Origin of the sequence: Pseudomonas sp. T1.Ur (assembly GCF_023516725.1) — a bacterium.
Taxonomy (GTDB): domain Bacteria; phylum Pseudomonadota; class Gammaproteobacteria; order Pseudomonadales; family Pseudomonadaceae; genus Aquipseudomonas; species Aquipseudomonas alvandae.
In genome coordinates this window covers 5,503,128-5,525,951 of record NZ_JAMGSN010000001.1, presented here as the reverse complement: position 1 = coordinate 5,525,951, position 22,824 = coordinate 5,503,128, and the positions used below count along the sequence as shown (strand labels likewise).

The 22,824-nt window shown below is 60.2% G+C and carries 18 protein-coding genes; 11 read left to right on the top strand and 7 right to left on the bottom strand.

Features of this window, described 5'->3' with window-relative positions; genetic code table 11:
- Positions 1-18 precede the first annotated feature (18 nt).
- From M8Q45_RS24370 to M8Q45_RS24360, 3 genes are all read right to left on the bottom strand, one after another.
- On the bottom strand, positions 19-1,548 hold the full coding sequence (locus M8Q45_RS24370; RefSeq protein ID WP_249876717.1) for a SulP family inorganic anion transporter: 1,530 nt from the start codon (positions 1,546-1,548) through the stop codon (positions 19-21).
- 233 nt (positions 1,549-1,781) lie between these two features.
- Positions 1,782-2,513, bottom strand: a complete 732-nt coding sequence (locus M8Q45_RS24365) for a carbonic anhydrase (RefSeq protein ID WP_249876716.1) — start codon at positions 2,511-2,513, stop codon at positions 1,782-1,784.
- 209 nt (positions 2,514-2,722) lie between these two features.
- A complete protein-coding gene (locus M8Q45_RS24360) occupies positions 2,723-3,781 on the bottom strand; it encodes a PA0069 family radical SAM protein (protein WP_249876715.1) in 1,059 nt (352 codons plus the stop codon).
- Between the two features lie 181 nt (positions 3,782-3,962).
- Between M8Q45_RS24360 and M8Q45_RS24355 the strand changes: the two genes are divergently transcribed.
- Positions 3,963-4,640 carry a phosphatase domain-containing protein gene (locus tag M8Q45_RS24355; RefSeq protein WP_249876714.1) on the top strand — a complete coding sequence of 226 codons (678 nt, stop codon included), beginning with the start codon at positions 3,963-3,965 and terminating at the stop codon, positions 4,638-4,640.
- Here the strand turns inward: M8Q45_RS24355 and M8Q45_RS24350 are convergent.
- The 3 genes from M8Q45_RS24350 to prlC form a co-directional block, all read right to left on the bottom strand.
- On the bottom strand, positions 4,619-6,451 hold the full coding sequence (locus M8Q45_RS24350) for a M3 family metallopeptidase (protein ID WP_249877387.1): 1,833 nt from the start codon (positions 6,449-6,451) through the stop codon (positions 4,619-4,621). The two genes, M8Q45_RS24355 and M8Q45_RS24350, sit on opposite strands and share 22 nt — an antisense overlap.
- A gap of 296 nt (positions 6,452-6,747) precedes the next feature.
- The gene (locus tag M8Q45_RS24345) at positions 6,748-7,026 is read right to left on the bottom strand and encodes a YheV family putative zinc ribbon protein (RefSeq protein WP_018600854.1); all 279 of its coding nucleotides are present in this window, start codon (positions 7,024-7,026) and stop codon (positions 6,748-6,750) included.
- Complete coding sequence (gene prlC, locus M8Q45_RS24340) at positions 7,023-9,101, bottom strand: oligopeptidase A (protein WP_187293309.1); 2,079 nt, start codon at positions 9,099-9,101, stop codon at positions 7,023-7,025. Before prlC ends, M8Q45_RS24345 begins: the two co-directional genes overlap by 4 nt.
- A gap of 214 nt (positions 9,102-9,315) precedes the next feature.
- Between prlC and M8Q45_RS24335 the strand changes: the two genes are divergently transcribed.
- From M8Q45_RS24335 to M8Q45_RS24325, 3 genes are all read left to right on the top strand, one after another.
- Positions 9,316-9,861, top strand: coding sequence for a gamma carbonic anhydrase family protein (locus M8Q45_RS24335; RefSeq protein ID WP_249876713.1), 546 nt, complete (start codon positions 9,316-9,318; stop codon positions 9,859-9,861).
- Positions 9,862-10,133: 272 nt separating this feature from the next.
- Positions 10,134-10,784, top strand: coding sequence for an HAD family hydrolase (locus M8Q45_RS24330; protein WP_249876712.1), 651 nt, complete (start codon positions 10,134-10,136; stop codon positions 10,782-10,784).
- A 188-nt stretch (positions 10,785-10,972) separates the two neighbouring features.
- The gene (locus tag M8Q45_RS24325; protein WP_249877257.1) at positions 10,973-12,013 is read left to right on the top strand and encodes an IS110 family RNA-guided transposase; all 1,041 of its coding nucleotides are present in this window, start codon (positions 10,973-10,975) and stop codon (positions 12,011-12,013) included.
- 415 nt (positions 12,014-12,428) lie between these two features.
- Here M8Q45_RS24325 and M8Q45_RS24320 read toward each other — a convergent pair whose 3' ends face one another.
- Positions 12,429-12,791: a DUF6124 family protein gene (locus M8Q45_RS24320; protein ID WP_249876711.1), complete on the bottom strand. Its 363-nt coding sequence runs from the start codon at positions 12,789-12,791 to the stop codon at positions 12,429-12,431.
- Positions 12,792-13,450: 659 nt separating this feature from the next.
- Between M8Q45_RS24320 and tssA the strand changes: the two genes are divergently transcribed.
- The 7 genes from tssA to tssH are packed head-to-tail and all read left to right on the top strand — an operon-like array spanning position 13,451 to position 22,822.
- Positions 13,451-15,028 (top strand): type VI secretion system protein TssA, encoded by a 1,578-nt coding sequence (tssA, locus tag M8Q45_RS24315; protein ID WP_249876710.1) that lies wholly within the window; start codon positions 13,451-13,453, stop codon positions 15,026-15,028.
- Positions 15,029-15,040: 12 nt separating this feature from the next.
- The gene (tssB, locus tag M8Q45_RS24310; protein WP_249876709.1) at positions 15,041-15,544 is read left to right on the top strand and encodes a type VI secretion system contractile sheath small subunit; all 504 of its coding nucleotides are present in this window, start codon (positions 15,041-15,043) and stop codon (positions 15,542-15,544) included.
- A 24-nt stretch (positions 15,545-15,568) separates the two neighbouring features.
- On the top strand, positions 15,569-17,044 hold the full coding sequence (tssC, locus tag M8Q45_RS24305; RefSeq protein WP_249876708.1) for a type VI secretion system contractile sheath large subunit: 1,476 nt from the start codon (positions 15,569-15,571) through the stop codon (positions 17,042-17,044).
- 14 nt (positions 17,045-17,058) lie between these two features.
- Positions 17,059-17,472 carry a type VI secretion system baseplate subunit TssE gene (gene tssE, locus M8Q45_RS24300; RefSeq protein WP_249876707.1) on the top strand — a complete coding sequence of 138 codons (414 nt, stop codon included), beginning with the start codon at positions 17,059-17,061 and terminating at the stop codon, positions 17,470-17,472.
- A 3-nt stretch (positions 17,473-17,475) separates the two neighbouring features.
- Positions 17,476-19,263, top strand: coding sequence for a type VI secretion system baseplate subunit TssF (gene tssF / locus M8Q45_RS24295; protein ID WP_249876706.1), 1,788 nt, complete (start codon positions 17,476-17,478; stop codon positions 19,261-19,263).
- Complete coding sequence (gene tssG, locus M8Q45_RS24290; RefSeq protein ID WP_249876705.1) at positions 19,227-20,240, top strand: type VI secretion system baseplate subunit TssG; 1,014 nt, start codon at positions 19,227-19,229, stop codon at positions 20,238-20,240. The genes tssF and tssG overlap by 37 nt, the downstream gene beginning before the upstream one ends.
- Complete coding sequence (tssH, locus tag M8Q45_RS24285) at positions 20,237-22,822, top strand: type VI secretion system ATPase TssH (protein ID WP_249876704.1); 2,586 nt, start codon at positions 20,237-20,239, stop codon at positions 22,820-22,822. The genes tssG and tssH overlap by 4 nt, the downstream gene beginning before the upstream one ends.
- Positions 22,823-22,824 lie beyond the last annotated feature (2 nt).

The following is a 22,824-nucleotide window of genomic DNA, read 5'->3' as shown; positions in this document are numbered from 1 at the left end:
GCTCCCACAGGGGCGTGGTTAACCGGTCGTTGCACCAACCCCCACCGTCGTGCGCAACCGTCCTTCCAACCGACGCTTGAGCCCGCGGGATTCAATCAGCAATTTCGAACCCTTGCTGGCATTCGCCCGGCCCCATTCTTCGAGTAATTCCAGGCACGAGTGGTCGATGTAGCTCAGGTTATTGAGCGGCACATGCACCGTCGCGCCCTCGGGAATGGTGCCCAGCACCTGGGTCAGCGCCGGCACCTTGAGGAACGTTGCCGCCCCCACCAATCGCAGTTCCATTTCGCCTTCCTGCGGCAAGTCGATCAGGCTGATCTTCAGGCGCGAGGCTTTCCAGGCCAGTTTCACCAGGGTCAGGCCGAAGCCGATCAGCACGCCGGTCAACAGGTCGGTGAAGATGATCCCCAATGCCGTCGCGGCGTAGGTGAACATCGGCATCCGCCCATAACGGCCCAGGCTGCGGAATGCCTTGAGATCCACCAGTTTGAAACCGGTGTAGACCAGCACACCGGCCAGGCTCGCCACCGGAATGCTTTGCAGCACGCTGGACAGCAACAGCACGAACAGCAGCAGCCACAGGCCGTGGAAAATCGTCGACATCCGTGTGGTCGCACCGGCCTGGACGTTGGCCGAACTGCGCACGATCACCCCGGTCATTGGCAGCGCGCCGAGCAAGCCGCAGAGCATGTTACCGATGCCTTGGGCCGACAGTTCCCGGTCGAAGTCGGCCCGTTCGCCACTGTGCATGCGATCCACGGCGGCCGCCGACAGCAGGGTCTCGGCGCTGGCGATGAAGGCCACCGCGAACGCAGCGATGAGCAACGTGGGATCGGCCAAGTTCAGCAAATCCGCCGGACGCAGCCAGTCGATGGCTTCGGCCATGTTTTCTGGAACGTCCACGCGCTTGACCTGCAATGCCAGCACCAGGCTGGCTACCGTTGCCAGGCCTACGCCAAGCAGGGCCCCGGGGATGAAGCGCAGCGAGTGAGGGCGAAACTTTTCCCACAGCCACATCACCGCGATCGTCGACAAACCGAGCAAGCCGGCCTGCCAGCCAAAGGACGGCAAAGCCTGGGCAACTGCCGCAGGGAACGCGGCGAGGTTATCCAGGCCCGAAGGCTTGGGTGCCGCGTCGAGCATTACATGGACCTGGGACAAGATGATCAGCACACCGATACCGGCCAGCATCCCGTACACCACGGCGGGCGCGGTGACCCGGAACCAGCAGCCGAGGCGAAAACGCCCCGCCAGCAATTGCAGCAGACCGGCCAGCAACAGGATCGGCCCGAGCATCGCCACGCCATGCTGGCGCACCAGTTCGAAGACCAACACCGCCAACCCGGCGGCCGGACCGCTGACTTGCAGCTTCGAACCGGCCAGGAAACCCACCACCAGACCACCGACGATTCCGGTGATCAGGCCTTTGGCCGGTGGCAGGCCCGACGCAATGGCGATGCCCATGCACAAGGGCAGCGCCACCAGGAACACCACCACCGAAGCCAGGAGCTCCCGTGGCAGAACAGCTTTTAATTGAGCAGCACGCATGGCGACTCTCCCGAAGTTTCTTCAGGCATGGCGAGGCCCTACCGCTCAAAAAGCGGAGGCTTGGAACCATGCAAGGATGTTGGGCTTCGTAGGTAAAGTGCCTGCGCGACGATCATGCTGCGTTGAAAACAGGCTCGGAATGCTCATTTACAACCCGTAAACTCCGCTTCCTCGCCTGCTTTCGCCTTGCCTGATCGCCGCTCGGCGACTTTCCCTACGAACCCCAGGAGTGGTTAGAAGCGCGCTTTGGGCGTCGCCACCGGTATCGGATGGCTGCCATCGAGCGGCAGGAAACAGCCCCGGTCCGCGTCAAAGGCTTTGATCTCGCTGGTCTCGATGTTGTACACCCAGCCATGGATGAACAACTGGCCGCTGGCCATGCGCGAAGCCACCGACGGGTGCGTTCGCAGGTGATGCAACTGCGCGATCACGTTTTCTTCGGTGAGGATGGGCATGGTCTGCTTTTCATCACCGCACGGGCAGTTGTCATGGACCATGGTCTTGGCGACTTCGGCGTGGCGCAGCCAGGCCTTGACCGTCGGCATTTTTTCCAGGGTATCGGGGTTGAGCACGGCACGCATGGCGCCGCAATCGGAATGGCCGCAGACGATGATGTGCTGCACGCCGAGGGCCAGCACGGCGTATTCGATGGCGGTGGAAACGCCGCCATTCATCTGGCCGTAAGGCGGAACGACGTTGCCGACGTTACGGGTCACGAACAGGTCGCCAGGAGAGCTATGGGTGATCAACTCGGGCACGATGCGCGAATCGGCGCAGGTGATGAACATCGCCCGGGGTTTCTGGGCGGTGGCGAGTTTCTTGAAGAGTTCTTCCTGCTGGGGAAAGATCTCGTGATGGAAATGCAAAAAGCCGTCAACAATGTGCTGCAGCGCTGCATCGGCGGTTTCCGCCTCGGGTTGGGCTGAAGCCGACGCAGCCAACGGCTGTTTATCCTTGTCACTCATGATTCATCCTCTTTGAGACGCCAGTGGCTGGTTAAAAAACATCCAGGTCGAAGTGCTCGACCCGTCAGTCACTCGATGAACAAGGTAGCGGCCGAAACTTAACTCAAACTGAAATCGAAGGCTCTAGGACGCGTCCTACGAGGCGTAAACAAAGCGCCATGGACGTTTGCGCCTCGCAATGTTCAAGCTCAATTTAAAGCGAATTGTATTTAAATCAACGACATCTGCCGCCCCGGCGGACAGAAGGCTTCGCAATCGAGGTCGTAACCGTCGCGTCGCTCCATCCCCAAACGTTTAAGCGCCTTGGCGAAGCGCTGGGCCAGCAAGTCCGCAAAAGGGCCTTCGCCGCGCATCCGCACGCCAAACCGGCTGTCATAAAGTTCGCCACCGCGGCTCTGGCGCACCAGGCTCAACACATGGGCGGCCCGTTGCGGGTAGTGCGCCTGTAACCATTCTTCGAACAGCGGCGCCACCTCCAAGGGCAGTCGCAACATGACGTAGGCGGCATTCTGCGCCCCGGCGGCATGGGCTTCGGCCAGCAGGTTTTCGATTTCGCTGTCATTGATCATCGGGATCATCGGCGCGCACAGCACGCCCACCGTGATGCCCGCCTCGCGCATCACTTTTATGGCCCGCAACCGCGCCTTCGGTGCCGCCGCGCGGGGTTCGAGGATGCGCTTGAGCTCATCGTCCAGCGTGGTCAGGCTGATCATCACGTGCACCAGGCGTTGTTGCGCCAGTTCGGTCAACAGGTCCAGGTCGCGCAGGATCAGCGAGCCCTTGGTGACGATCGTGACGGGGTGTCGATAGCGCAGCAGCACCTCCAGGATCCGGCGGGTGATGCGCTGCTCGCGCTCGATAGGTTGATAAGGATCGGTGTTGGAACCCAGCGCGATCGGCGCGCATTGATAGCCGCGCCGGGACAACTGTTCTTCCAGCACATCGGCGGCATTGGTCTTGGCGATCAACTTGGTTTCGAAATCCAGCCCCGGCGACATGTCCCAATAGGCATGGCTGGGCCGCGCATAACAATAGATGCAACCGTGTTCGCAGCCTCGGTAGGGGTTGATCGAGCGGTCGAACGGGATGTCCGTGGAGGTGTTGCGGGTGATGATGGTCTTGGCCGTTTCGATGCGCACTTCGGTGCCCTGGGTCGGCGGGACTTCCTGGTACCAGCCGTCGTCCTCGGCCACCGAGCGGCTCGGGGCGAAGCGGTTGTGCGGGTTGGTCGCGGTGCCGCGCCCGCGCGGTGGAAGGGTGGCGGACATGGGGATACTCCGATAGCTGTATGCGCATACAGTATTCGCTGCATTCGATTAAGGCCAGTGCCATTCGGCAGCCAATAACCTGACGAACCTTCACAAGCCTTTGACGTTCCGCTCACAGGCTTTTAACCGGAACGAGCCGACACTGAGCAACTCGTACTCCTTCGTCTTCGGTCGCCCGTGCATGCTCAAGCTCTGTTTCCGTTCACTCCTCTGCCTGGCCTTGTTCGTCGGGCTGGCCGAGGCGTCCGCCCAAGCGGCCGATTCCACCGAGGCACGGCCCGCTGAATGGGCCCAGCCAGTGGAAAAGGACTACAACCTGTATCAGATGTCACCGACGCTCTACCGCAGCTCGCTGCCGGACGGCGGGGCTCTGCCGTTGCTGGGCAAGCTCAGGATCGGCACGGTCATCACCTTCCTGCCGGAGTCGGATAAGCGCTGGCTGTCCACGCCCGCCATCCAGCAAGTGCAGTTGCCCTACCGCACCAATCACGTCGATGACAGCGATATTCTCAGGGCCTTGCGTGCCATCCAGGCGGCCGAGGCCAAGGGCCCGGTGCTGATGCACTGCAAGCACGGCTCGGACCGCACCGGCCTGGTGGCCGCCATGTACCGGGTGGTTGTGCAAGGCTGGAGTAAAGAAGACGCCCTGAACGAAATGACCGAAGGTGGCTTCGGCGACAGCCATCACTTCAAGGACGGCGTGCGCTACATGATGCAGGCCGATGTCGACAAACTCCGCGTGGCGTTGGCGAACGGCGATTGCAGTACGAGCGTCTTTGCGCTTTGTTCGCTGGAAAGCTGGGTCAACTCAACCACCACGACGCAACACCTCGATCCTCAGGCGCTTTCGCCACGATGATCGGTCGCCTGCAGGAAGGCTTCGATGGGCTCGTGCAACGACCCTGAATCGCCCGGCCCGAGGACGTGTTGTCGAAGCGCCTTGCCGGTCGTCGCGTTGAAAACCCCGTCGCGCTTGAACCTTTGGAACACCCGCTCGGCCAGGGCTGTGCACCACGGATAGGCATACATTCTTGCCTCATAACCTGTCACAAGGTAGTCGAGCCCATTGGCCAGGCGCGAGTTGGCAATCACTGGCAAATGGCTTATCTGTTCACTGACCTGCTTGAATACCTGCTCGATGCTGCGTCCATCACCGTGAGTACGGTGCAACTCGAAATCAAACAGCGCATTTCGCAAGTTGTTCGCGGTTTCCCAACTGGCCTGGGTCGTGACGAGCGCTATCAGTTGATCCGCCATCTCATCAGGCAACGGTGCTCCGGTTTGGTGATGTGTCGATACGCGGACAAGGCATTCCTTGGAGAAGCACCACCGTTCAAACAGACATCCGGCGAATTCGGCCGAATCGCGGGAGAGTCGATTGATCGACGAGATGTCCCGATAGTCGGCTTGGCTCAGGACCTGATGCAAGCAATGACCTAGCTCATGGAAAAGAATGCGCAGCTGCAAATGGTCGAGCAGCGTCGGGTTCGCGGCTGTCCCCCTTGGCAACCAGCCATGCAGCACGGCGATGGGGCGTCGGAGTTGACCTTCGACGGTTACCTGGCGGTCGCGAATGGTCGTGGTCTGGGCGTAACCGTCCCGGCCATCGGCCACATAGGGGTCAAAATAGATATAACCGATGCACGTCCCTTCCTCCGAGACCTCAAACAGGCGGACGTCGGGATCCCACGTCGGCACATCCTTGCGTTCGATGAAATCCACTGCGAACAGATCCGTCGCGATTGCCAGCAGCTTGGGAAAGACAGCCTCCAATGGAAACCAGGCACTGAGCACTTGCTGTGAAGTGCCTGCCGCCTGGTGGCGAAGTTTTTCCGCGAAGTACGGGTAATCCCAGGGTTCGGGCTCGCTGAGGCCTTGTTCCCTGGCGAAGGCTTTCAGCTGTTCGGCATCCCGATTGAACGTGCTCTGCTGCGATTGGAGTTGCGCAGACAGGAATGTCATCACCTCTTCGGGGGTCTGGGCCTGTTCCGACGCGACGGTCATCCGAGCGAAATCCGAATACCCCATCAAGTTGGCGTATTCGTGGCGGTCGTCCAGCAGTTGCTTGAGGACCATCCCATTGTCGAACTGGCCGGCCTGCGGTCCTTGATCGGAAGCGCGCGTGCAGTAGGCCTCGTGGATTTGCTGGCGCAGCGCGCGATGGTCGGCGTAGAGGGTCACGATGCGATGTGATTCATCATCAAGGGTCAGCAACCACCCCGTTTGCCCGACCTTGTCTGCCTGGTGGGCCATGCGCTGTTTGAAGGCCGCCGGCAAACCGCTGAGCTGGCGCTCATCGACAATGGGCAGGGTCCAAGCCTTGTCTGCGCTTTGCAGTTGTTCCCAGAAAAGTTGCTCGGCGTTTTCAATGCGCAGCTTTACCCGGTTCTGGCCGGTCCCCGCGAAACAGGACTGGTTTTCGCAAAACTGCCGCAGGTTCTTCTCCAGGACTCTTTGGCGCGCTGGTTCGAAAAGGCTCGCTATTTTGCTATTCGCCAGGTGCCCGTAGAGCTGATAAAGCTCGGCGTTTTTTAGCAGCTCATTGCGAAAATCATTTAATCGGGTTCCACAATCAAGCGACGCCTGCTTCCAGGGTTCGCCGTCCCGGGTCTCACTCAGCAGGTTGAGCAGATAGCCGAAACCTTCCAGGCGAGTGTGGATTTCATCCATCGCCAAGACCAGGTCGTCCCAGGTTGGAAAAGGGGTTTGGCGGGCGACGATGTCAGCGACCTTGTCGCGACTTTCGGCCAATATTCGGTCGAGGGCGGGGGAGAAGTGTTCGGCCCGGATGTCCGCGAAGGGCGGTAGATCGTAGGCTTGCAGCAATGGGTTTTCTAGCGACGACACGGTAGATGCTTCCTTTCAGTTTGGACGTGTCGGGCCAGTCTGGAGAGGAAGCGATGGGAGCCTGCGGTATATATGTATAGCTTTCGGGCCGGGCGACCCGAAAGCTGATGCCGGAGATTTCAGTCGGTTTTTTTCTTCAACTTGGGGTTGGGGAAAAACTGCACTGCCTGGACTTTCGCGTCCGGCGCCTTGAGCGCCGAGGTGTTGACCCGGGTGCCCAATTCCTTGGGCACCGACAGGCCTTGCTCATTGAGCGTGTCGGAATAACCGCAGGCCACGCATTCGCGGTGCGGCACGCCGTCTTCGTTCCACATCATCAACTTGTCCGGCTCACTGCACGCCGGGCAGACCGCCCCGGCGATGAAGCGTCGTTTGGTAATCACAGGCCCCTCGCTCATGCTGCCGCGTCCTCGCTCAGGCCGCTATGGCGCAAGAGTGCGTCAATCGACGGCTCGCGGCCACGGAAGTCGACGAACAGCACCATCGGCTCCTGGGAACCACCGCGTGCCAGGATCGCCTCGCGGAAGGCGCGACCGGTGTCGGCGTTGAGCACACCGTCTTCTTCGAACTTGGAGAATGCATCGGCCGAGAGCACTTCCGCCCACTTATAGCTGTAGTAACCCGCTGCGTAGCCGCCGGCAAAGATGTGCGCAAAGCTGTTCGGAAAGCGGTTGTAGGCCGGCGGACGCATCACCGACACCTCGTCGCGCACGCCTTCGAGCACTTCCAGTACGCTGCGGCCGTCACCGTGGGTGGCGTGCAGCTCGAAGTCGAACAGCGAGAACTCCAACTGGCGAACCATCATCAGGCCGGACTGGAAATTCTTCGCCGCGAGCATTTTTTCCAGCAGGTCCTGGGGCAGCGGCTCGCCGGTTTCGTAGTGGCCGGAAATCAGCGCCAGGCCTTCAGGCTCCCAGCACCAGTTCTCCATGAACTGGCTCGGCAGCTCCACGGCATCCCAGGCCACACCGTTGATGCCCGACACGCCGGCGTGTTCGACGCGGGTCAGCAGGTGGTGCAGGCCGTGGCCGAATTCGTGGAACAGCGTGGTGACTTCGTCATGGGTCAGCAGCGCTGGCTTGCCGCTGTCGGCCGGCGTGAAGTTGCACACCAGGTTGGCGACCGGGCTTTGCAGTTCGCCGTCGAAGGTGCGACGACGATCACGGGCGCCGTCCATCCACGCGCCGCCACGCTTGTTGGCGCGGGCATAGAGGTCGAAGAAGAAGCGGCCGACGTGCTGGCCGTTTTCCTTGATCTCGAACAGGCGCACGTCCGGGTGCCAGCTGTCGAAACCTTTCAGTTCAGCGATTTCGATGCCGTACAGACGTTGCACGATGGTGAACAGGCCGCTCAGCACCTTGTCGATCGGGAAGTACGCACGCAGGGCTTCCTGGGCGACGCTGTAACGTTGCTGGCGGAGTTTTTCGCCATAGAAACCGCTGTCCCAGCTTTGCAGGTCGGGGCAGCCTTGTTCGGCGGCGAACGCCTTCAGCTGTTCCAGGTCCTGGGCGGCAAACGGTTTGCTGCGCTTGGCCAGGTCACGCAGGAAGCTGAGCACCTGGTCGCTGGATTCGGCCATCTTGGTCGCCAGGCTCAACTCGGCGAAATTGGCGAAGCCCAGCAGGTGGGCCAGTTCCTGGCGCAGGTCGAGGATCTGCTCCATCACCGGGCCGTTGTCGTTCTGGCCAGCGTTCGGGCCCTGGTCCGAGGCGCGGGTGCAGTAGGCCGCGTAGACCTCTTCGCGCAGGGCGCGGTCTTCGGCGTAGGTCATCACCGCGTAGTAGCTAGGGAATTCCAGGTTGATCAGCCAGCCATCCAACCCTTTGGCTTGGGCGGCGGCGGCCATTTGCGCCTTGGCCGAATCGGTCAGGCCGGCGAGGGCGGCCTCGTCGGTGACGTGCTTGGTCCAGGCCTGGGTTGCGTCGAGCAATTGATTGGAAAAGCGGCTGCCCAGCTCGGACAACTTGCTTTGAACTTCGGCGTAGCGCTTCTGCTGCTCGGGCGGCAGGTCGATGCCCGACAGGCGGAAATCGCGCAGGGAGTGTTCGAGAATGGTTTTCTGCGCCACATCGAAACCGGCCGCCTCGGGGCTGTTCGCCAGGGCTTCGAACGCCTGGAACAGCTCGCGGTTCTGGCCCAGTTCGGTGGAATAGGCACTCAGCGCCGGCAGGCACGCCTCATAGGCTTCGCGCAGTTCCGGGCTGTTGCGCACGGCGTTCAAGTGGCTCACCGGGCTCCAGGCCGCACCGAGGCGATCGTTGAGCTCGTCCATCGCCAACACCAGGCCGGCCCAGGTAGGCTGCTTGACTTGGGTCTTGAGGATTTCGGCGATGGCGGCACGGTTGTCAGCCAGGATCTGCTCGATGGCCGGTTGCACGTGCTCGGCACGGATCGCCGAGAATGGCGGCAGGTCGTAGGGCTGCAAAAGAGGGTTGTTCACGCTCACGGTTGACACCTTCGCTGGAAGAAACATGGGCCCATCTTAATTACAATCGACCTTCACCGCAGCTAGGGTCTGTATGAAATGTGTTCGCGCGAAGGCCAGACAAGGCGAAACGGGGCGAGGAAGCGGAGTGTACTGGAGTACATGAGCATTCCGAGCCCCGTTTCAACGCAGTATGGGTGAGTGCGGATACATTTCGTACAGAGCCTGGCAGCGCCTATCACCCGATAAGAGAGAGCCTATCGTGACCCTTCGCACGTACCAGAACCACAGCCCGCAGCTTGCCCGTGGGGCTTTTGTCGACAGCACCGCGGTGGTGATCGGCGACGTCGAAATCGGCGAAGACAGCTCCGTCTGGCCGCTGACGGTCATTCGCGGCGACATGCACCGCATCCGCATCGGCGCGCGCACCAGCATCCAGGACGGCTGCGTGCTGCACATCACCCACGCCGGCCCGTTCAACCCCGACGGCTTCCCGCTTTTGATTGGCGATGACGTGACCGTCGCCCACAAAGTCATGCTCCATGGCTGCGCCGTCGGCAGCCGGATCCTGATCGGCATGGGCAGCATCGTCATGGACGGCGCGGTGGTCGAAGACGACGTCATCATCGGCGCCGGCAGCCTCGTGCCGCCGGGCAAGCGCCTGGAGAGCGGCTTCCTCTACGTGGGCAGCCCGGTGAAACAGGCCCGCCCGCTGACCGACAAGGAGCGGGCGTTCTTCACCTACAGCGCGGCGAACTACGTAAAGCTCAAGGACCTGCACCTGGCCGAAGGCTACGACCAACGCTGATGAAGACCCTCATGGCGAGGGAGCCTGCTCCCGCTGGACTGCCCTGTAGGAGCTGGCGAAGCCTGCGATCTTTTGATCTTTTGATCTTTTGATCTTTCGCTTGAGACTCAAGCGCCGGGCGAAAGATCGCAGCCTCGCTTCGCTCGGCAGCTCCTACACAGCTCCTACACAGCTCCTACACAGCTCCTACAGGCCCAGCGGCAGCGAGCGCCTCGCCACGGGTTTGCCGAACGCCTTAAGCCAACAGCGTGACCCCATTGCCAGGACCCACCATGCACTACCAAACCATACTCTTCGACCTCGACGGCACCCTCACCGACCCACGGGAAGGCATCACCCGTTCGATCCAGTTCGCCCTGGGCAAGCTGGGCATCGACGAACCCGACCTCACCCGCCTCGAACACTTCATCGGCCCGCCGCTGTTGCAAGCCTTCATGCAGTTCTATGACTTCGACGAAGCGAAGGCCTGGGAGGCGGTGAATTTCTATCGTGAACGCTTCAAGGTCACCGGCCTTTATGAGAACCAGGTCTTCGACGGCGTGATGCCGCTGTTAGAAACCTTGGGCGGCCAAGGGCGCCAGCTGTACATCGCCACCTCCAAACCGTGGGTCTTCGCCCGGGAAATCGCCCGCCACTTTGACTTCGCCCGGCACTTCAAAGTGATCTACGGCAGCGAACTGGACGGCACCCGCACCAACAAAGTCGAGCTCATCGCCCACCTCCTGGCCGAAGAAAGCCTCGACCCGGCCAACACCCTGATGATCGGCGACCGCAAACACGACCTGATCGGCGCCCGCGACAACGGCCTCGACGCGGCGGCGGTGGGGTATGGGTTCGGCAGTTTCGAAGAACTGAACGCAGAAAACCCGGCGCACCACTTCCAGACGCTGGAAGAGCTGCACCGGGCGTTCCTGCGAAGCTGAAAAACTAAAGCCAAGCGAAAACGTGGCGAGGGCACTGGGCTCTGTAATTGGATGGACTCGCCCAAGCCGAGGCGTCTGTAGCGCCACGGTGGCATTCTTAAGAAGCCAACGACAGCGAGGGCGAGCCCGTGAAGAAGCATACGACCAAAACCAGTCTGTCTCCAGCCGATGTATCGGCCTGTTCGACCATGGCGGTGGACCTTGCCAAGAACGTGTTCCAGGTGGCCGGAGAAGACGCTCTCGGCCAGGTGATTTACGAACAACGAATCAAGTCGCGTGAAGCCTTTTTGAAGTTCCTGCACCAATTGCCCACAGGCCTGACAGTGTTGATGGAAACGGGACCAGGGGCGCAGGCCTGGGCGCGGCAGTTGCAGCAACAGGGCAATGCGGTGCGGATTCTGCCAGCGCAGCGTGTGGCCGAGCATCGCAGCGGCGCGAAGAATGATCGAAATGATGTGCTGGCGATATTGCGGGCAGGTCGGGACAAGGGCATTGCAGCCGTGCCGGTCAAAAGTACGGCACAGTTGGCCATGCAGGCACTGCATCGGGCCCGGCAGGGTTACGTGCGACGGCGTACCGCCCTGGGTAATCAGATGCGCGGTTTGCTGCTCGAGCATGGTATTGCCATTGCGCAAGGCGAAACCTCCCTTGGCCGCAATATTCCACGGCTACTGGAGGATGCCACCCAGCCATTACCGGACATGTTGCGCGAGCTGATCGCCGAGTTGCTGGGCGAGTGGAGCCAGATGAGCGAACGTATCCGTATGCTGACGGGGCGGCTGGAAGTCGCGGCTCGTGAAGATGAAACAGCGAAACGGCTGATGACGGTACGCGGCATCGGCCCCATCATCGCCACCGCCGTATTGGCCAAGCAGACCGAACCTGAGCGGTTCCAAAATGCCCGGCAATTTGCTGCCTATTTCGGCACAGTGCCCGAACAACACAGCAGCGGGCAGACGGTGAGACTGGGCAAGATGTGCAAGCGTGGTGATGCCTACCTGCGAAGCTTGACGATCCAAGGGGCGCACGCGGTGTTGAAACAGGTGCGGCCGGATTCGGATCATCCAGATGATCGGCGACTGCGGCGCTGGTTGAACCGTCATGGCCAAAAAGGCGCGGCTGTACGACTGGCCAACCGCAACCTACGAATCATCTGGGTATTGCTTCAAAACGAAGAAACCTATCGTCGCCAACCGGCGTCTAGTCCGGAGGCTGCGATGGACCATTAATTTACCGAGTTGTGCCACCGGGGCGCTGAGCCGCCTCAACCCTTGCTAAGGAACATTGACCCCAGGTCAGACCGTCGCGGATAGATGCCTGAGCTCCTACCGGCCCTTGAGGCCTCACTGTAATCGGCATACCGCGAGCTCACCCAATGTTGGCCAGAAGCTGATCATGCTTCCTCGAACAGGCCTTATACATAGATGCAACCGGGTATCGGTGTTCAAACGCAGGTTGACAGTGGGGACGAGTCCATACATAGGAGCTGGCGAAGCCTGCGATCTTTTGATCTTTTGACCTTTCGCTTAAGACTCAATTGGCCGTGAAAAGATCGCAGCCTCGCTTCGCTCGGCAGCTCCTACACAGCTCGTACAGACCGAACGGGAGCAAGCTCCCTCGCCACAGTGGCTTGCGGTGTGGCGGTTAGCGCGGATCGACGTTATCCAACACACGATTCGCCAGCAACGATCCCAGCTCGATCAACTGCTGGATCCCAAGCAGCACATGGCGGTTGGAGCCTTCCATATCGAAAGCCAGTTCACTGACCATCGCATCGGCTGACGCCAAGGTTTCGCTGAGGTTGGCCAGCAGGCATTCATTGTCGAGGTCTTTTACGACGGTGAATAACTGGCCGGGCTTGATGGTTTCTTTTGGTTTTGTTGGTTTGGGCTTTAGATAAAAGTCCAATGCGCGGGTAGCGGCTTCTTCGAGTTTTTTGGCGTTGAGGCCGTCCAGGTAAGGAGAGTTGGGATCTGCTTCTGGAGGGTTTGGCGTTATTTTGAACATCGGGACTTTACCTCTATCTAGTAGGGCCGCCACGATCTCGCTACTAACCGAAAGGAGGCAGCTGTGCGCAAGTTAGTAGACCGGTAAAGTCACCAAACCCGGCGCGCCCGAAGGCGCCTTGCGCACAGCCACCATCAAGTGCAGGCAACGCCTGACTGGATGACTCTCATGCAACCGAAGATGACTAACCGAGCTACTAAACCCGACCACTGATGGGCAGTGGCAGGGAAACGATAGAGCCCGGAAGCAAGGCGCACAAGCCGGCGGATTCTGGCGTAGTTGTAGGTAACGGCGCAAGGATACGTAGCCCGACGGAGTCGTAGCGATCAGCAATTAAACAGTGTCGAAAAACTTTTAAATAGTTTTACGCATAACGTGGCTTGTCTTTGTTTTCAAACAATAGTAGCGAGGCGCTTTTTGGGAGAACTTGATAACCCTCGTTGCTAATGACTTCCGTATTTACCGAAATGTCCTACATTTTTACCGTTCAAAACTTGGCATTCTTCGCGCCGGTCGAAAGGCTGTGAGCGGCGAATGCATTTCGCCCCATGTTGCCATTTAAAGTTCTGAAAATTCCTACAGGTTGCGCTGAACTTTATATCGCTGTCCTTTCCGTATTTTTCGCGCCGTCGCGTCTGAATAGTTATTAAAGGCTGTAGATGTCTTATCCCGAAAAACTGTCCGCGCATTACCTGGCACTTGCCAGCGCCCCCATTTCCAACGGGAATTTTCCGGGTGTGGACGTCCGTTTTTCAGATGAGTTCGAAGCCCTGGAGCGTGAGCTCGGCAAGGCCCAGTCGATGCATGGCAGCGGTCAAGTCGACTGGCTGAGAATCCAAGAACAAAGTGAAGCCTTGCTGCGTACCCAGTCGAAAGATTTGCGCGTGGCGATCTGGCTCACATGGGCGTTGTATCAGCGAGAGTCTTTTCAGGGACTGCTCGCCGGCCTCGGCCTCCTGCGGTACCTCTGTGACAATCATTGGCGGGTGCTTCACCCGGCCAAGGCCAAAACCCGCGCCGCCAGCTTCCATTGGCTGGTGACCCGCCTCGAAGGCGCGTTGAGCGATGACGTTGCGATCAAGAGCCAGTTGGCCTTGTTCGAACGCTTGGCGGAGCAGCTCGAAGCCCTCGATACCACCTGCGTCGCTCACTTTGGAGATGACGCGCCTCTATTGCTTCCACTGTACCGGCGCCTCCGGAGTCTGATCCTGCGTGCCGCCGACCTCCAGCCACCGCCCGGCGCTGTCGGGGCCATGGTCGCCCACGTCAAGCAAGCCGCCACCCAGCTGCTTGCCTCTGGCGCCCCGATTGAACATGAAAAGGACGCCCAGAAGGCGCTGCGGAGCCTGCAGGAAAGTGCGCGTCCATTGTGCGCCTGGTGGCTCAGGCAAAAGGCGACTGACGCTCGCGCGCTGCGTCTCAACCGTACGCTGCTCTGGCTGGGCATCGACACCGTGCCCGAGCGTAACGCCGAGCAGATCACTCAGTTGCGCAGGTTGCCTGCGGACAAGCTCAAGGCGTATCAGGAAAGTCTCCAGCGGGGCCATTACGCCGATCTGCTGGTGGACATCGAGGCCAGCCTGGCGAAGGCGCCTTTCTGGTTCGACGGCCAGAGGCTCGCATGGGAATGTCTCCAAGGGCTGGGCGCCGACTCGGCCATGCGCGAAGTGGAGATTTATTTCGCCTTGTTCATCCAGCGCCTGCCGAGCGTCCTCGAGCTGCGCTGGCATGACGGCGAGCCGTTCGCGGATGCATCCACCCGGGCGTGGATTGCCGCCCAAGTCATGCCTCGCCTGGACACATCGAGCGCTGCGCCCCGCGCGGAGGCCATCGAGCCCTCGGCGCCTTGGGAGCGCGCTCTGGAAGAAGCCCAGCTCATCGTGGGCTCGGAAGGCCTCAAGGCTGCCGTCCAGTTTTTCAAGCAGGAAATGCACACCATCGACGGCGAGCGCGCGCGTTTCCTTTGGCGGTTCGCGATGGCTCGCTTGTGCTTTTCGGCCAAGAAATACGAGCTCGCCAAAGTCCAGCTCGAGGCGCTGGACCAGACGCTACAAGACACGACTTTGCAGGCATGGGAGCCCGATCTCGCATTGCAGGTACTGCACCTGTTGCACCGCTGCTGCGAGTTGTTGCCTCAGAACCACCTCGTGCGCGAGCGCAAGGACGAAACCTACCGCCGGTTGTGTCACCTCGACCTGGAGCGGGTCATTGAACAGACCTGCGGGTCCCCATTGTAAGGAAGGAAAATCATGGCCAAAGAAGGCTCTGTCGCGCCAAAGGAACGTATCAATGTCACCTTCAAACCCGCTACAGGCGGTGCTCAGGAGGAGATTGAGCTGCCACTCAAGCTGATGGCGATTGGTGACTACATCCATCGCAAGGACGACCGCAAGGTCGAAGACCGCAAGCCGATCAGCATTGACAAAATGACCTTCGATGAAGTGTTGGCCAAGCAGGAATTGAGCTTGGTCCTGAGCGTGCCAAACCGTCTCCTGGAAGAGAGCAACACCGAGGAGCTGGCCGTGCAACTGCGCTTGAATACGATGAAGGACTTCAATCCCGCGAGCCTGGTAGAGCAAGTTCCCGAGCTCAAGAAGCTGATGGAACTGCGTGAGGCGTTGGTCGCGCTCAAAGGGCCTCTGGGCAACGCACCGGCGTTTCGCAAAGCCATCGAAAGCGTACTCGCCGATACCCAGTCCCGCGATCGCATATTGGATGAGCTGGGCCTGACTCTCTCAGCCCCGAGCGTTTGATCCCTAGCCAAGGAAAGCCGACACATGAATCCCAATACAGCGCCACAGCACAGCCAGGAAAATGGCGAGCACAGCATTCTTGAAAGCATCATCGCCCAAACGCGCCTGACACCCGAGGACGACGCCTACGACATTGCCAAGCGCGGCGTGTCGGCGTTCATTGAGGAGCTCCTCAAGCCCCAGAACAGTGGAGAGCCGGTCAAGAAGGCCATGGTCGATCGCATGATCGCCCAGATCGACGCCAAGCTCAGTCGCCAGGTCGACGAGATCCTCCACCATGCCGACTTCCAGGCATTGGAATCGGCGTGGCGTGGTTTGCAGTTGCTGGTGGACCGCACCGACTTTCGCGAGAACATCAAGATCGAGATGCTCAATATCTCCAAGAGCGACTTGCTGGATGACTTCGAGGACTCGCCAGAGATCATGCAGTCGGGCCTGTACAAGCATGTCTACACGGCTGAATACGGCCAGTTCGGCGGGCAGCCGGTCGGCGCGATCGTCGCCAACTACTTTTTTTCGCCAAGCTCACCCGATGTAAAACTGATGCAGTACGTGTCCAGCGTCGCGTGCATGTCCCACGCGCCGTTCGTTGCTGCGGCCGGCCCGGAATTCTTTGGCTTGGAAAGCTTCACCGGGCTGCCGGACCTCAAGGACTTGAGGGACCATTTCGAAGGCCCGCAATTCGCCAAATGGCAGAGCTTCCGTCAATCCGAAGACGCTCGCTACATCGGCCTGACCGTGCCGCGCTTCTTGTTGCGCAATCCCTATGACCCGCAGGAAAACCCGGTCAGGTCGTTCGTCTACAAGGAAACGGTTGCCAACAGCCATGAGCATTATTTGTGGGGCAACACGGCGTTCGCATTCGGCACAAGGCTCACCGACAGCTTCGCCAAGTTTCGCTGGTGCCCGAACATTGTCGGGCCGCAAAGCGGTGGCGCGGTAGACGATTTGCCGTTGCACCATTTTGAAAGCATGGGGGAAATCGAAACCAAGATTCCCACGGAAGTGCTGGTTTCCGATCGCCGCGAATACGAGCTGGCCGAAGAAGGCTTCATCTCGCTGACCATGCGCAAAGGCAGTGATAACGCCGCGTTCTTTTCCGCCAGCTCCGTGCAAAAGCCGAAGTTCTTTGGCTCCAGTGCCGAAGGCAAGGCGGCCGAGTTGAACTACAAGCTCGGCACGCAGTTGCCGTACATGATGATCGTCAATCGCCTGGCCCATTACCTGAAAGTGCTCCAGCGTGAGCAACTCGGCTCGTGGAAAGAACGCACCGACCTCGAACTCGAGTTGAACAAGTGGATCCGCCAGTACGTTGCCGACCAGGAAAACCCAAGCGCGGAAGTTCGTGGTCGCAGGCCGCTACGTGCCGCCCAGGTGTTGGTCACCGATGTGGAAGGTGAGCCGGGCTGGTATCGCGTGAGCTTGAATGTGCGCCCGCACTTCAAGTACATGGGGGCCGATTTCACCCTGTCGCTGGTTGGCAAGCTGGACAAAGCGTGAGCGGGACCTGACCGATGACTGGATATGGCAGCCTCTTCGAACGTTTGAATGGCGATTGTGATGTTCGCGCAGGCATGAGCCGGGAGGCTTGTGCCGTGGCGTCCGTGGCTGCCCATTTGTCGAAGATGCTAAGCACCCGCGCGGGGAGTGTGCAGGTCGCGCCCGATTACGGATTGCCTGACCTCAACGACATGCGCCTGAGCTTGCACGATGCTCGTCACCGGGCCTGTCGTGCGATCCAGGCAAGCATCGAGGCCTATGAGCCACGCCTGAGCCATGTCCATGTCACGACGGTGTCGACTCTCGCTGACCCGCTTCGCCTGTCCTTGCGCATCGATGCGCTGCTGGACATGGAAGGGCTCAAGGGGCCGGTGAGTTTTTCCGCAGGTCTGGACGGCAGCGGCCAACTCACGGTCAGCCAAGGATAGGTCATGTCGTTCAACCATTATTTCCAGAGTGAGCTGACTGCCCTTCGCCAGTCGGGCCGGCGTTTCGCCGAGCGCAACCCTGCCTTGGCACCTTACCTCGGCCAGGCCGGGCGGGACCCCGATGTGGAGCGATTGCTGGAGGGAGTTGCATTCCTGACCGGTCGTCTTCGCCAGAAGCTCGATGACCAACTGCCAGAGTTGAGCCATTCACTGATGCAACTGCTATGGCCGAACTACATGCGGCCGTTGCCGGCGTTCAGCATTTTGCAGTTCGATCCGTTGCAACGGTCGGGGCTTGCGTTGCGCGTGGAGCGTGACACGCCGGTCGAGAGCAAGCCGATCCAAGGGGTGCGTTGTCGTTTTCGCACGTGTTACCCGACCGAGGTGTTGGCACTTGATCTGACAGGGGTAAGTCACTCGGTAAAAGGCAACGGTTCTGTGCTGGGCCTGCGCCTGCAGATGCATTGCGAGGGCAATCTGGGTGAGTTGCAGCTGCGCAGCCTGCGCCTGCACCTGGCCGGTGAGCGCTACATCAGCCAGACCCTTTATCTCAATCTGTTACGCAATCTTGAACATTTCGATGTGGTCCTTCTGGACGGCGACGGCCAGCCCGTCAGCGCCACGGACGGAGTGCCTGTGACATTCAGGGTCCCAGCCAATCGGGTTCAGCCCGTGGGGTTTGCTGAAGAGCACGCACTGGTCCCGTATCCCCTGAATACCTTTCGCGGCTACCGCTATCTGCAAGAGTATTTCGCTTTCCAGGAGAAATTCCTGTTTGTCGACATCGACGGCTTGGACGTCATCAACGGGTTGCCGCAAGCGCTGCTGGAACAGGCGCGCGGGTTAGACCTTCGCTTCGATATTGGCAATACCGCTACTCAGCGGATACGGCCAACGCTGGACAACGTGAAGCTTTACTGCACGCCTGTCGTCAATCTATTCAAGCACGATGCCCAGCCGATTCGCCTGGACGGCAAGCAGGAAGATTATCTGCTGCTGCCGGCCCAATACGCCCCCGAGCACTGCGGTGTGTTTTCGGTTGAAAGCGTCACTGGCTGGAGCCCCGGCGGGCTGGGGTACCAGGCGTATGTGCCGTTCGAATCATTCGAACATGACGCCAGTTTCGATGGGCCCGGCAACCGCGCCTATTACAGCATTCGTCACCGCCCCTCGCTTCTTCATGGTGGCCTCGAGACCTGCTTGAGTTTTGATGTGCGGCACGACCCGGCCCATGAAACCCTTTCGATCGAGCTGATGTGCACCAACCAGAACCTGCCCCGCCAGCTCAAGCCAGGCGACATCAACCAGCCGGGCGAAAAAAGCCCTGAGTCGCTCGGCTTCCGCAATATCGGTGCGGTCACCCAGAGCTTTGCGCCTCCCCTGGAGCGTGATTTTCTGTGGAAACTCATCAGCAACATGTCGCTCAACTACCTGTCGTTGGCGGACGTCAACGCGCTGAAGGTGATACTCGAAACCTACGATTTCCCCCGCTACTACGACGAGCACTCGGAAAAAGTCAGCAAGTGCCTGCTGGATGGCCTCAAGTCGATCAAGCATCAGCCTGTCGATCGGCTTCATCGCGGTTTACCGGTCAGGGGTTTGTGCACAGAGCTGACGATCGACCCCCAGGGATACATCGGCGAGGGCGACATGTTTGTCTTTGCATCCGTGCTCAATGAGTTTTTCGCGCTTTATGCCAGCCTCAATTCGTATCACGAGTTGCGGGTAAACAGCACACAGGGAGAGGTGTACCGATGGACACCCCGCATGGGCCAGCAACCGCTTCTATAAGCGTGCTGACACGAGGCATACGCGAATACTCATTGTTTCAGGCGGTGTTGCTGGTGATCGATCGGCTGCGCGAAGCCCATCCTCACCTGGATGACGAGGCACTGTATGAGCACTTGGAATTCCAGGCCAACCCGAGCCTGGGATTCCCGGCCAGCGATATCGAATGCGTCGAATTCTTTGAAGAGCATGGGCAACTGCGGGCGCGTCTGTGCCTGAATCTGATCGGCCTGGTGGGCGCAGGTTCGCCTTTGCCGGCGTTCTATGGTGAGCAGGTGTCGGGCGACGACAAACCGACTCGGGCGTTTCTCGACGTGTTCAATGATCGCCTCCAGCGCCTGATGTTGCCTATCTGGCGCAAATACCGTTATCGGGCGAGTTTTCGCAATGGCGCCGAGGACCGGTTTTCCGAGCAGTTATTCGCCCTCGTCGGCCTCAGGGGCGAGGTCATTCGCAGCGATACCCAACTGAACTGGAAGCGCTTGCTGCCTTACCTGGGGCTGCTGAGCCTTCGTGCCCATTCGGCGGCCTTGATCGAAGCCGTGCTGCGTTATTACTTCAAGCACGCCGAATTGAACCTGGAGCAGTGCATCGAGCGACGAGTAGACATCCTCGACGAGCAGCGCAACCGCTTGGGAAGGGCCAACAGCCTGCTTGGCGAAGAGCTGGTGCTGGGCGAGCGGATTCGTGATCGCAGCGGAAAATTCCGCATTCATGTCCTGGAACTGGATTGGCAACGCTTCCACGAGTTCCTACCGATCGGTGTCGCTTACCAGCCGTTGTGCGCGTTGGTGCGGTTCACCCTGCGCGACCCCCTTGAATACGACATCCGCCTGGTCTTGCGGCGGGACGAAATACGCGAATTGCGCATCGGCGAACGGAACACCTGCCGATTGGGATGGGCCAGTTGGCTGGGGCACGAGCGAGCCGCTGGCGTAGTGACCCTCAGCAGTAGAATTCATCAGGAACCAACGAAATGATCAACGTAGACCTTCAGCAACTCATTCAGGCGCTGGACGCGGATACCCGCCGCGACCTGGAGCGCTCGGCCGAGCGATGCGTGGATCGGGGCGCAAGCAAGGTCCTGGTGGAAGATCTGCTGCAGAGTTTGCTGGAGCGAGGACAAGGGCTGCTCGGGCGCGCGTTGCAGGACGCCGGGATAAGCGCGAGTGAGCTGGACGCCACCTTGCAACCACGTGCGGAACACGGCGCTTCGCGTAATCCGGTCTTCGCGCCGGAGTTGATCCAATGGCTCCAGGACGCGTTGTTGATGGCCAGTCTCGAACTGGGCCAGAGCAACGTCACTGAAGCTGCGTTGATCCTGGCGTTGTTGCGCAACCCGGGTCGCCATGCCGGTACTCATTACCAGTCGTTGCTCGCCCGGTTGAACATCGACCGACTGAAAGCGTTCGCCTTGTCACAACAGGCTCAACGGGAGACTGGATACGCCGCTGCTCAAGGCGATTCGCTTCTGGAGCGCTTCACTCACAACCTGACCCAGCAGGCCCGTGACGGCAAGCTGGATCCCGTGCTTTGCCGGGACGGCGAAATCCGCCAGATGATCGATATCCTGTCTCGCCGACGTAAAAACAATCCGATCGTCGTCGGTGAGGCAGGCGTGGGCAAGACCGCCATTGTCGAAGGGCTGGCCCTGCGCATCGCTGCCGGGGCAGTGCCGTCCGGGCTTGAAGGCGTAGAGGTTCTGTCGCTGGACATGGGCCTGCTGCAGGCCGGTGCCAGTATGAAAGGCGAATTCGAGCGGCGGCTCAATGGGGTGATCGAGGGTGTAAAGACATCGCCCAGCCCCATCATTCTGTTCATCGACGAAGCTCATACATTAATCGGCTCGGGTGGAAATTCCGGTGGTTCCGATGCGGCCAACCTGCTCAAGCCGGCCCTGGCCCGAGGCGAGCTGCGCACCATAGCGGCGACGACCTGGACCGAATACAAAAAATATTTCGAGAAGGATCCAGCCCTTGCCCGTCGTTTCCAACCGGTGCAGTTGCACGAGCCGACCATCGGCGAGGCGGTGACCATCCTGCGGGGGCTGGCCGGGGTCTACGAGGCGAGCCACGGTATTTATCTGCGCGATGACGCGGTGGTCGCGGCGGCGCAATTGTCAGCACGCTACCTGGCGGGGCGTCAGTTGCCGGACAAGGCGGTCGATGTGCTGGATACCGCGTGCGCCCGTGTGCGCATCAGCCTTGCTGCCGCGCCGCAACGCCTTGAGCGCCTGCGTGGCGAACTAGCCGAAGGTGCGCGCCAGCGCCAGGCGTTGTGTCGCGATGCAGAGGCCGGCTTGTCAATCGATACCCAGGCATTGGAAGCGTTGCGGGTACGACTGGAGGCCATCGAAGAGCAATGCCAGTGCCTGGAAGTCCAATGGACAGAGCAGAGCGTTCTGGCCGAACGTTTGTTATCGCTGCGCCGGCAACTGGCTGGGCTGCGGGAAAACCGGGCGGACAAGGGCCTGGAGATCGAAACGCTGGAAGCGGCGTTGCACGAAACCCACAACGCGCTGGTGGATGCACAGGCCGAAGAACGCCTGGTCAGTTTTGAGGTGTGCCCGCGCTTGGTGGCGGAAGTGATCAACGCGTGGACGGGTGTCCCGCTGTCGCAGCTGGCCTGCGAGCACAACGTGAAAATCGCCCGTTTCGCGACGGATCTACGCAGCCGGATAAGGGGGCAGGAACCGGCAGTGCAGGCGCTTGATCGAGCGATGCGCGCAGCCGCCTCAGGCTTGAACAAACCCGACGCCCCAGCGGGAGTGTTTTTGCTGGTAGGGCCGAGTGGGGTCGGCAAGACCGAAACGGCATTGGCCTTGGCCGAGCTGCTGTACGGCGGCGACCGATTCATCACGACACTCAACATGGCCGAGTTTCAGGAAAAACACACGGTTTCAAGGCTCATCGGCGCGCCCCCGGGTTATGTCGGATTTGGCGAAGGCGGGATGCTCACCGAGGCTGTTCGACAGAAGCCATACTCGGTGGTGTTGCTCGATGAGGTCGAAAAAGCCGATCCGGACGTGCTGAATCTGTTCTATCAGATATTCGACAAAGGCCTGGCCAACGATGGCGAAGGGCGGGAGATCGATTTTCGCAATACGCTGATTCTGATGACATCAAACCTGGGCAGTGAACGTATCGGCGAGTTGTGCCAAAACGGGTTGGCGCCGAGTGCCGAGCAACTTGAAGAAGCGATTCGACCGCTGCTCAGCAGGCATTTCAAACCTGCATTACTGGCCCGTATGCGTGTGGTGCCGTATTACCCGATAGGCGGCTCGGTGCTACGCGAGTTGGTGGAGATAAAGCTGGGGCGCTTGGGCGCGCGGTTGCAGCGTCGTCAGTTGGGCTTCAGTTTCGGCACGCAGCTCGTTGATTACCTTGTCGAGCGCTGCACTCGCAGCGACAGCGGTGCGCGGCTCATCGACCATTTGCTCGATCTTCACCTGATGCCTGGGTTGGCCGACGGTTTGCTCGCGGCCATGGCCATCGGCGAACAACCGCGGCAGGTTCACGCCACGCTCGATGAACAAGCCCGCGTAACGTGTGAGTTCAAGTGATG

Excerpts from the sequence above, each read along its gene's own strand:
- M8Q45_RS24370 (WP_249876717.1), bottom strand. The coding sequence starts at position 1,548 with ATGCGTGCTGCTCAATTAAAAGCTGTTCTGCCACGGGAGCTCCTGGCT.
- M8Q45_RS24365 (WP_249876716.1), bottom strand. The coding sequence starts at position 2,513 with ATGAGTGACAAGGATAAACAGCCGTTGGCTGCGTCGGCTTCAGCCCAA.
- M8Q45_RS24360 (WP_249876715.1), bottom strand. The coding sequence starts at position 3,781 with ATGTCCGCCACCCTTCCACCGCGCGGGCGCGGCACCGCGACCAACCCG.
- M8Q45_RS24355 (WP_249876714.1), top strand. The coding sequence starts at position 3,963 with ATGCTCAAGCTCTGTTTCCGTTCACTCCTCTGCCTGGCCTTGTTCGTC.
- M8Q45_RS24350 (WP_249877387.1), bottom strand. The coding sequence starts at position 6,451 with ATGGATGAAATCCACACTCGCCTGGAAGGTTTCGGCTATCTGCTCAAC.
- M8Q45_RS24345 (WP_018600854.1), bottom strand. The coding sequence starts at position 7,026 with ATGAGCGAGGGGCCTGTGATTACCAAACGACGCTTCATCGCCGGGGCG.
- prlC (WP_187293309.1), bottom strand. The coding sequence starts at position 9,101 with ATGTTTCTTCCAGCGAAGGTGTCAACCGTGAGCGTGAACAACCCTCTT.
- M8Q45_RS24330 (WP_249876712.1), top strand. The coding sequence starts at position 10,134 with ATGCACTACCAAACCATACTCTTCGACCTCGACGGCACCCTCACCGAC.
- M8Q45_RS24325 (WP_249877257.1), top strand. The coding sequence starts at position 10,973 with ATGGCGGTGGACCTTGCCAAGAACGTGTTCCAGGTGGCCGGAGAAGAC.
- M8Q45_RS24320 (WP_249876711.1), bottom strand. The coding sequence starts at position 12,791 with ATGTTCAAAATAACGCCAAACCCTCCAGAAGCAGATCCCAACTCTCCT.
- tssA (WP_249876710.1), top strand. The coding sequence starts at position 13,451 with ATGTCTTATCCCGAAAAACTGTCCGCGCATTACCTGGCACTTGCCAGC.
- tssB (WP_249876709.1), top strand. The coding sequence starts at position 15,041 with ATGGCCAAAGAAGGCTCTGTCGCGCCAAAGGAACGTATCAATGTCACC.
- tssC (WP_249876708.1), top strand. The coding sequence starts at position 15,569 with ATGAATCCCAATACAGCGCCACAGCACAGCCAGGAAAATGGCGAGCAC.
- tssE (WP_249876707.1), top strand. The coding sequence starts at position 17,059 with ATGACTGGATATGGCAGCCTCTTCGAACGTTTGAATGGCGATTGTGAT.
- tssF (WP_249876706.1), top strand. The coding sequence starts at position 17,476 with ATGTCGTTCAACCATTATTTCCAGAGTGAGCTGACTGCCCTTCGCCAG.
- tssG (WP_249876705.1), top strand. The coding sequence starts at position 19,227 with ATGGACACCCCGCATGGGCCAGCAACCGCTTCTATAAGCGTGCTGACA.
- tssH (WP_249876704.1), top strand. The coding sequence starts at position 20,237 with ATGATCAACGTAGACCTTCAGCAACTCATTCAGGCGCTGGACGCGGAT.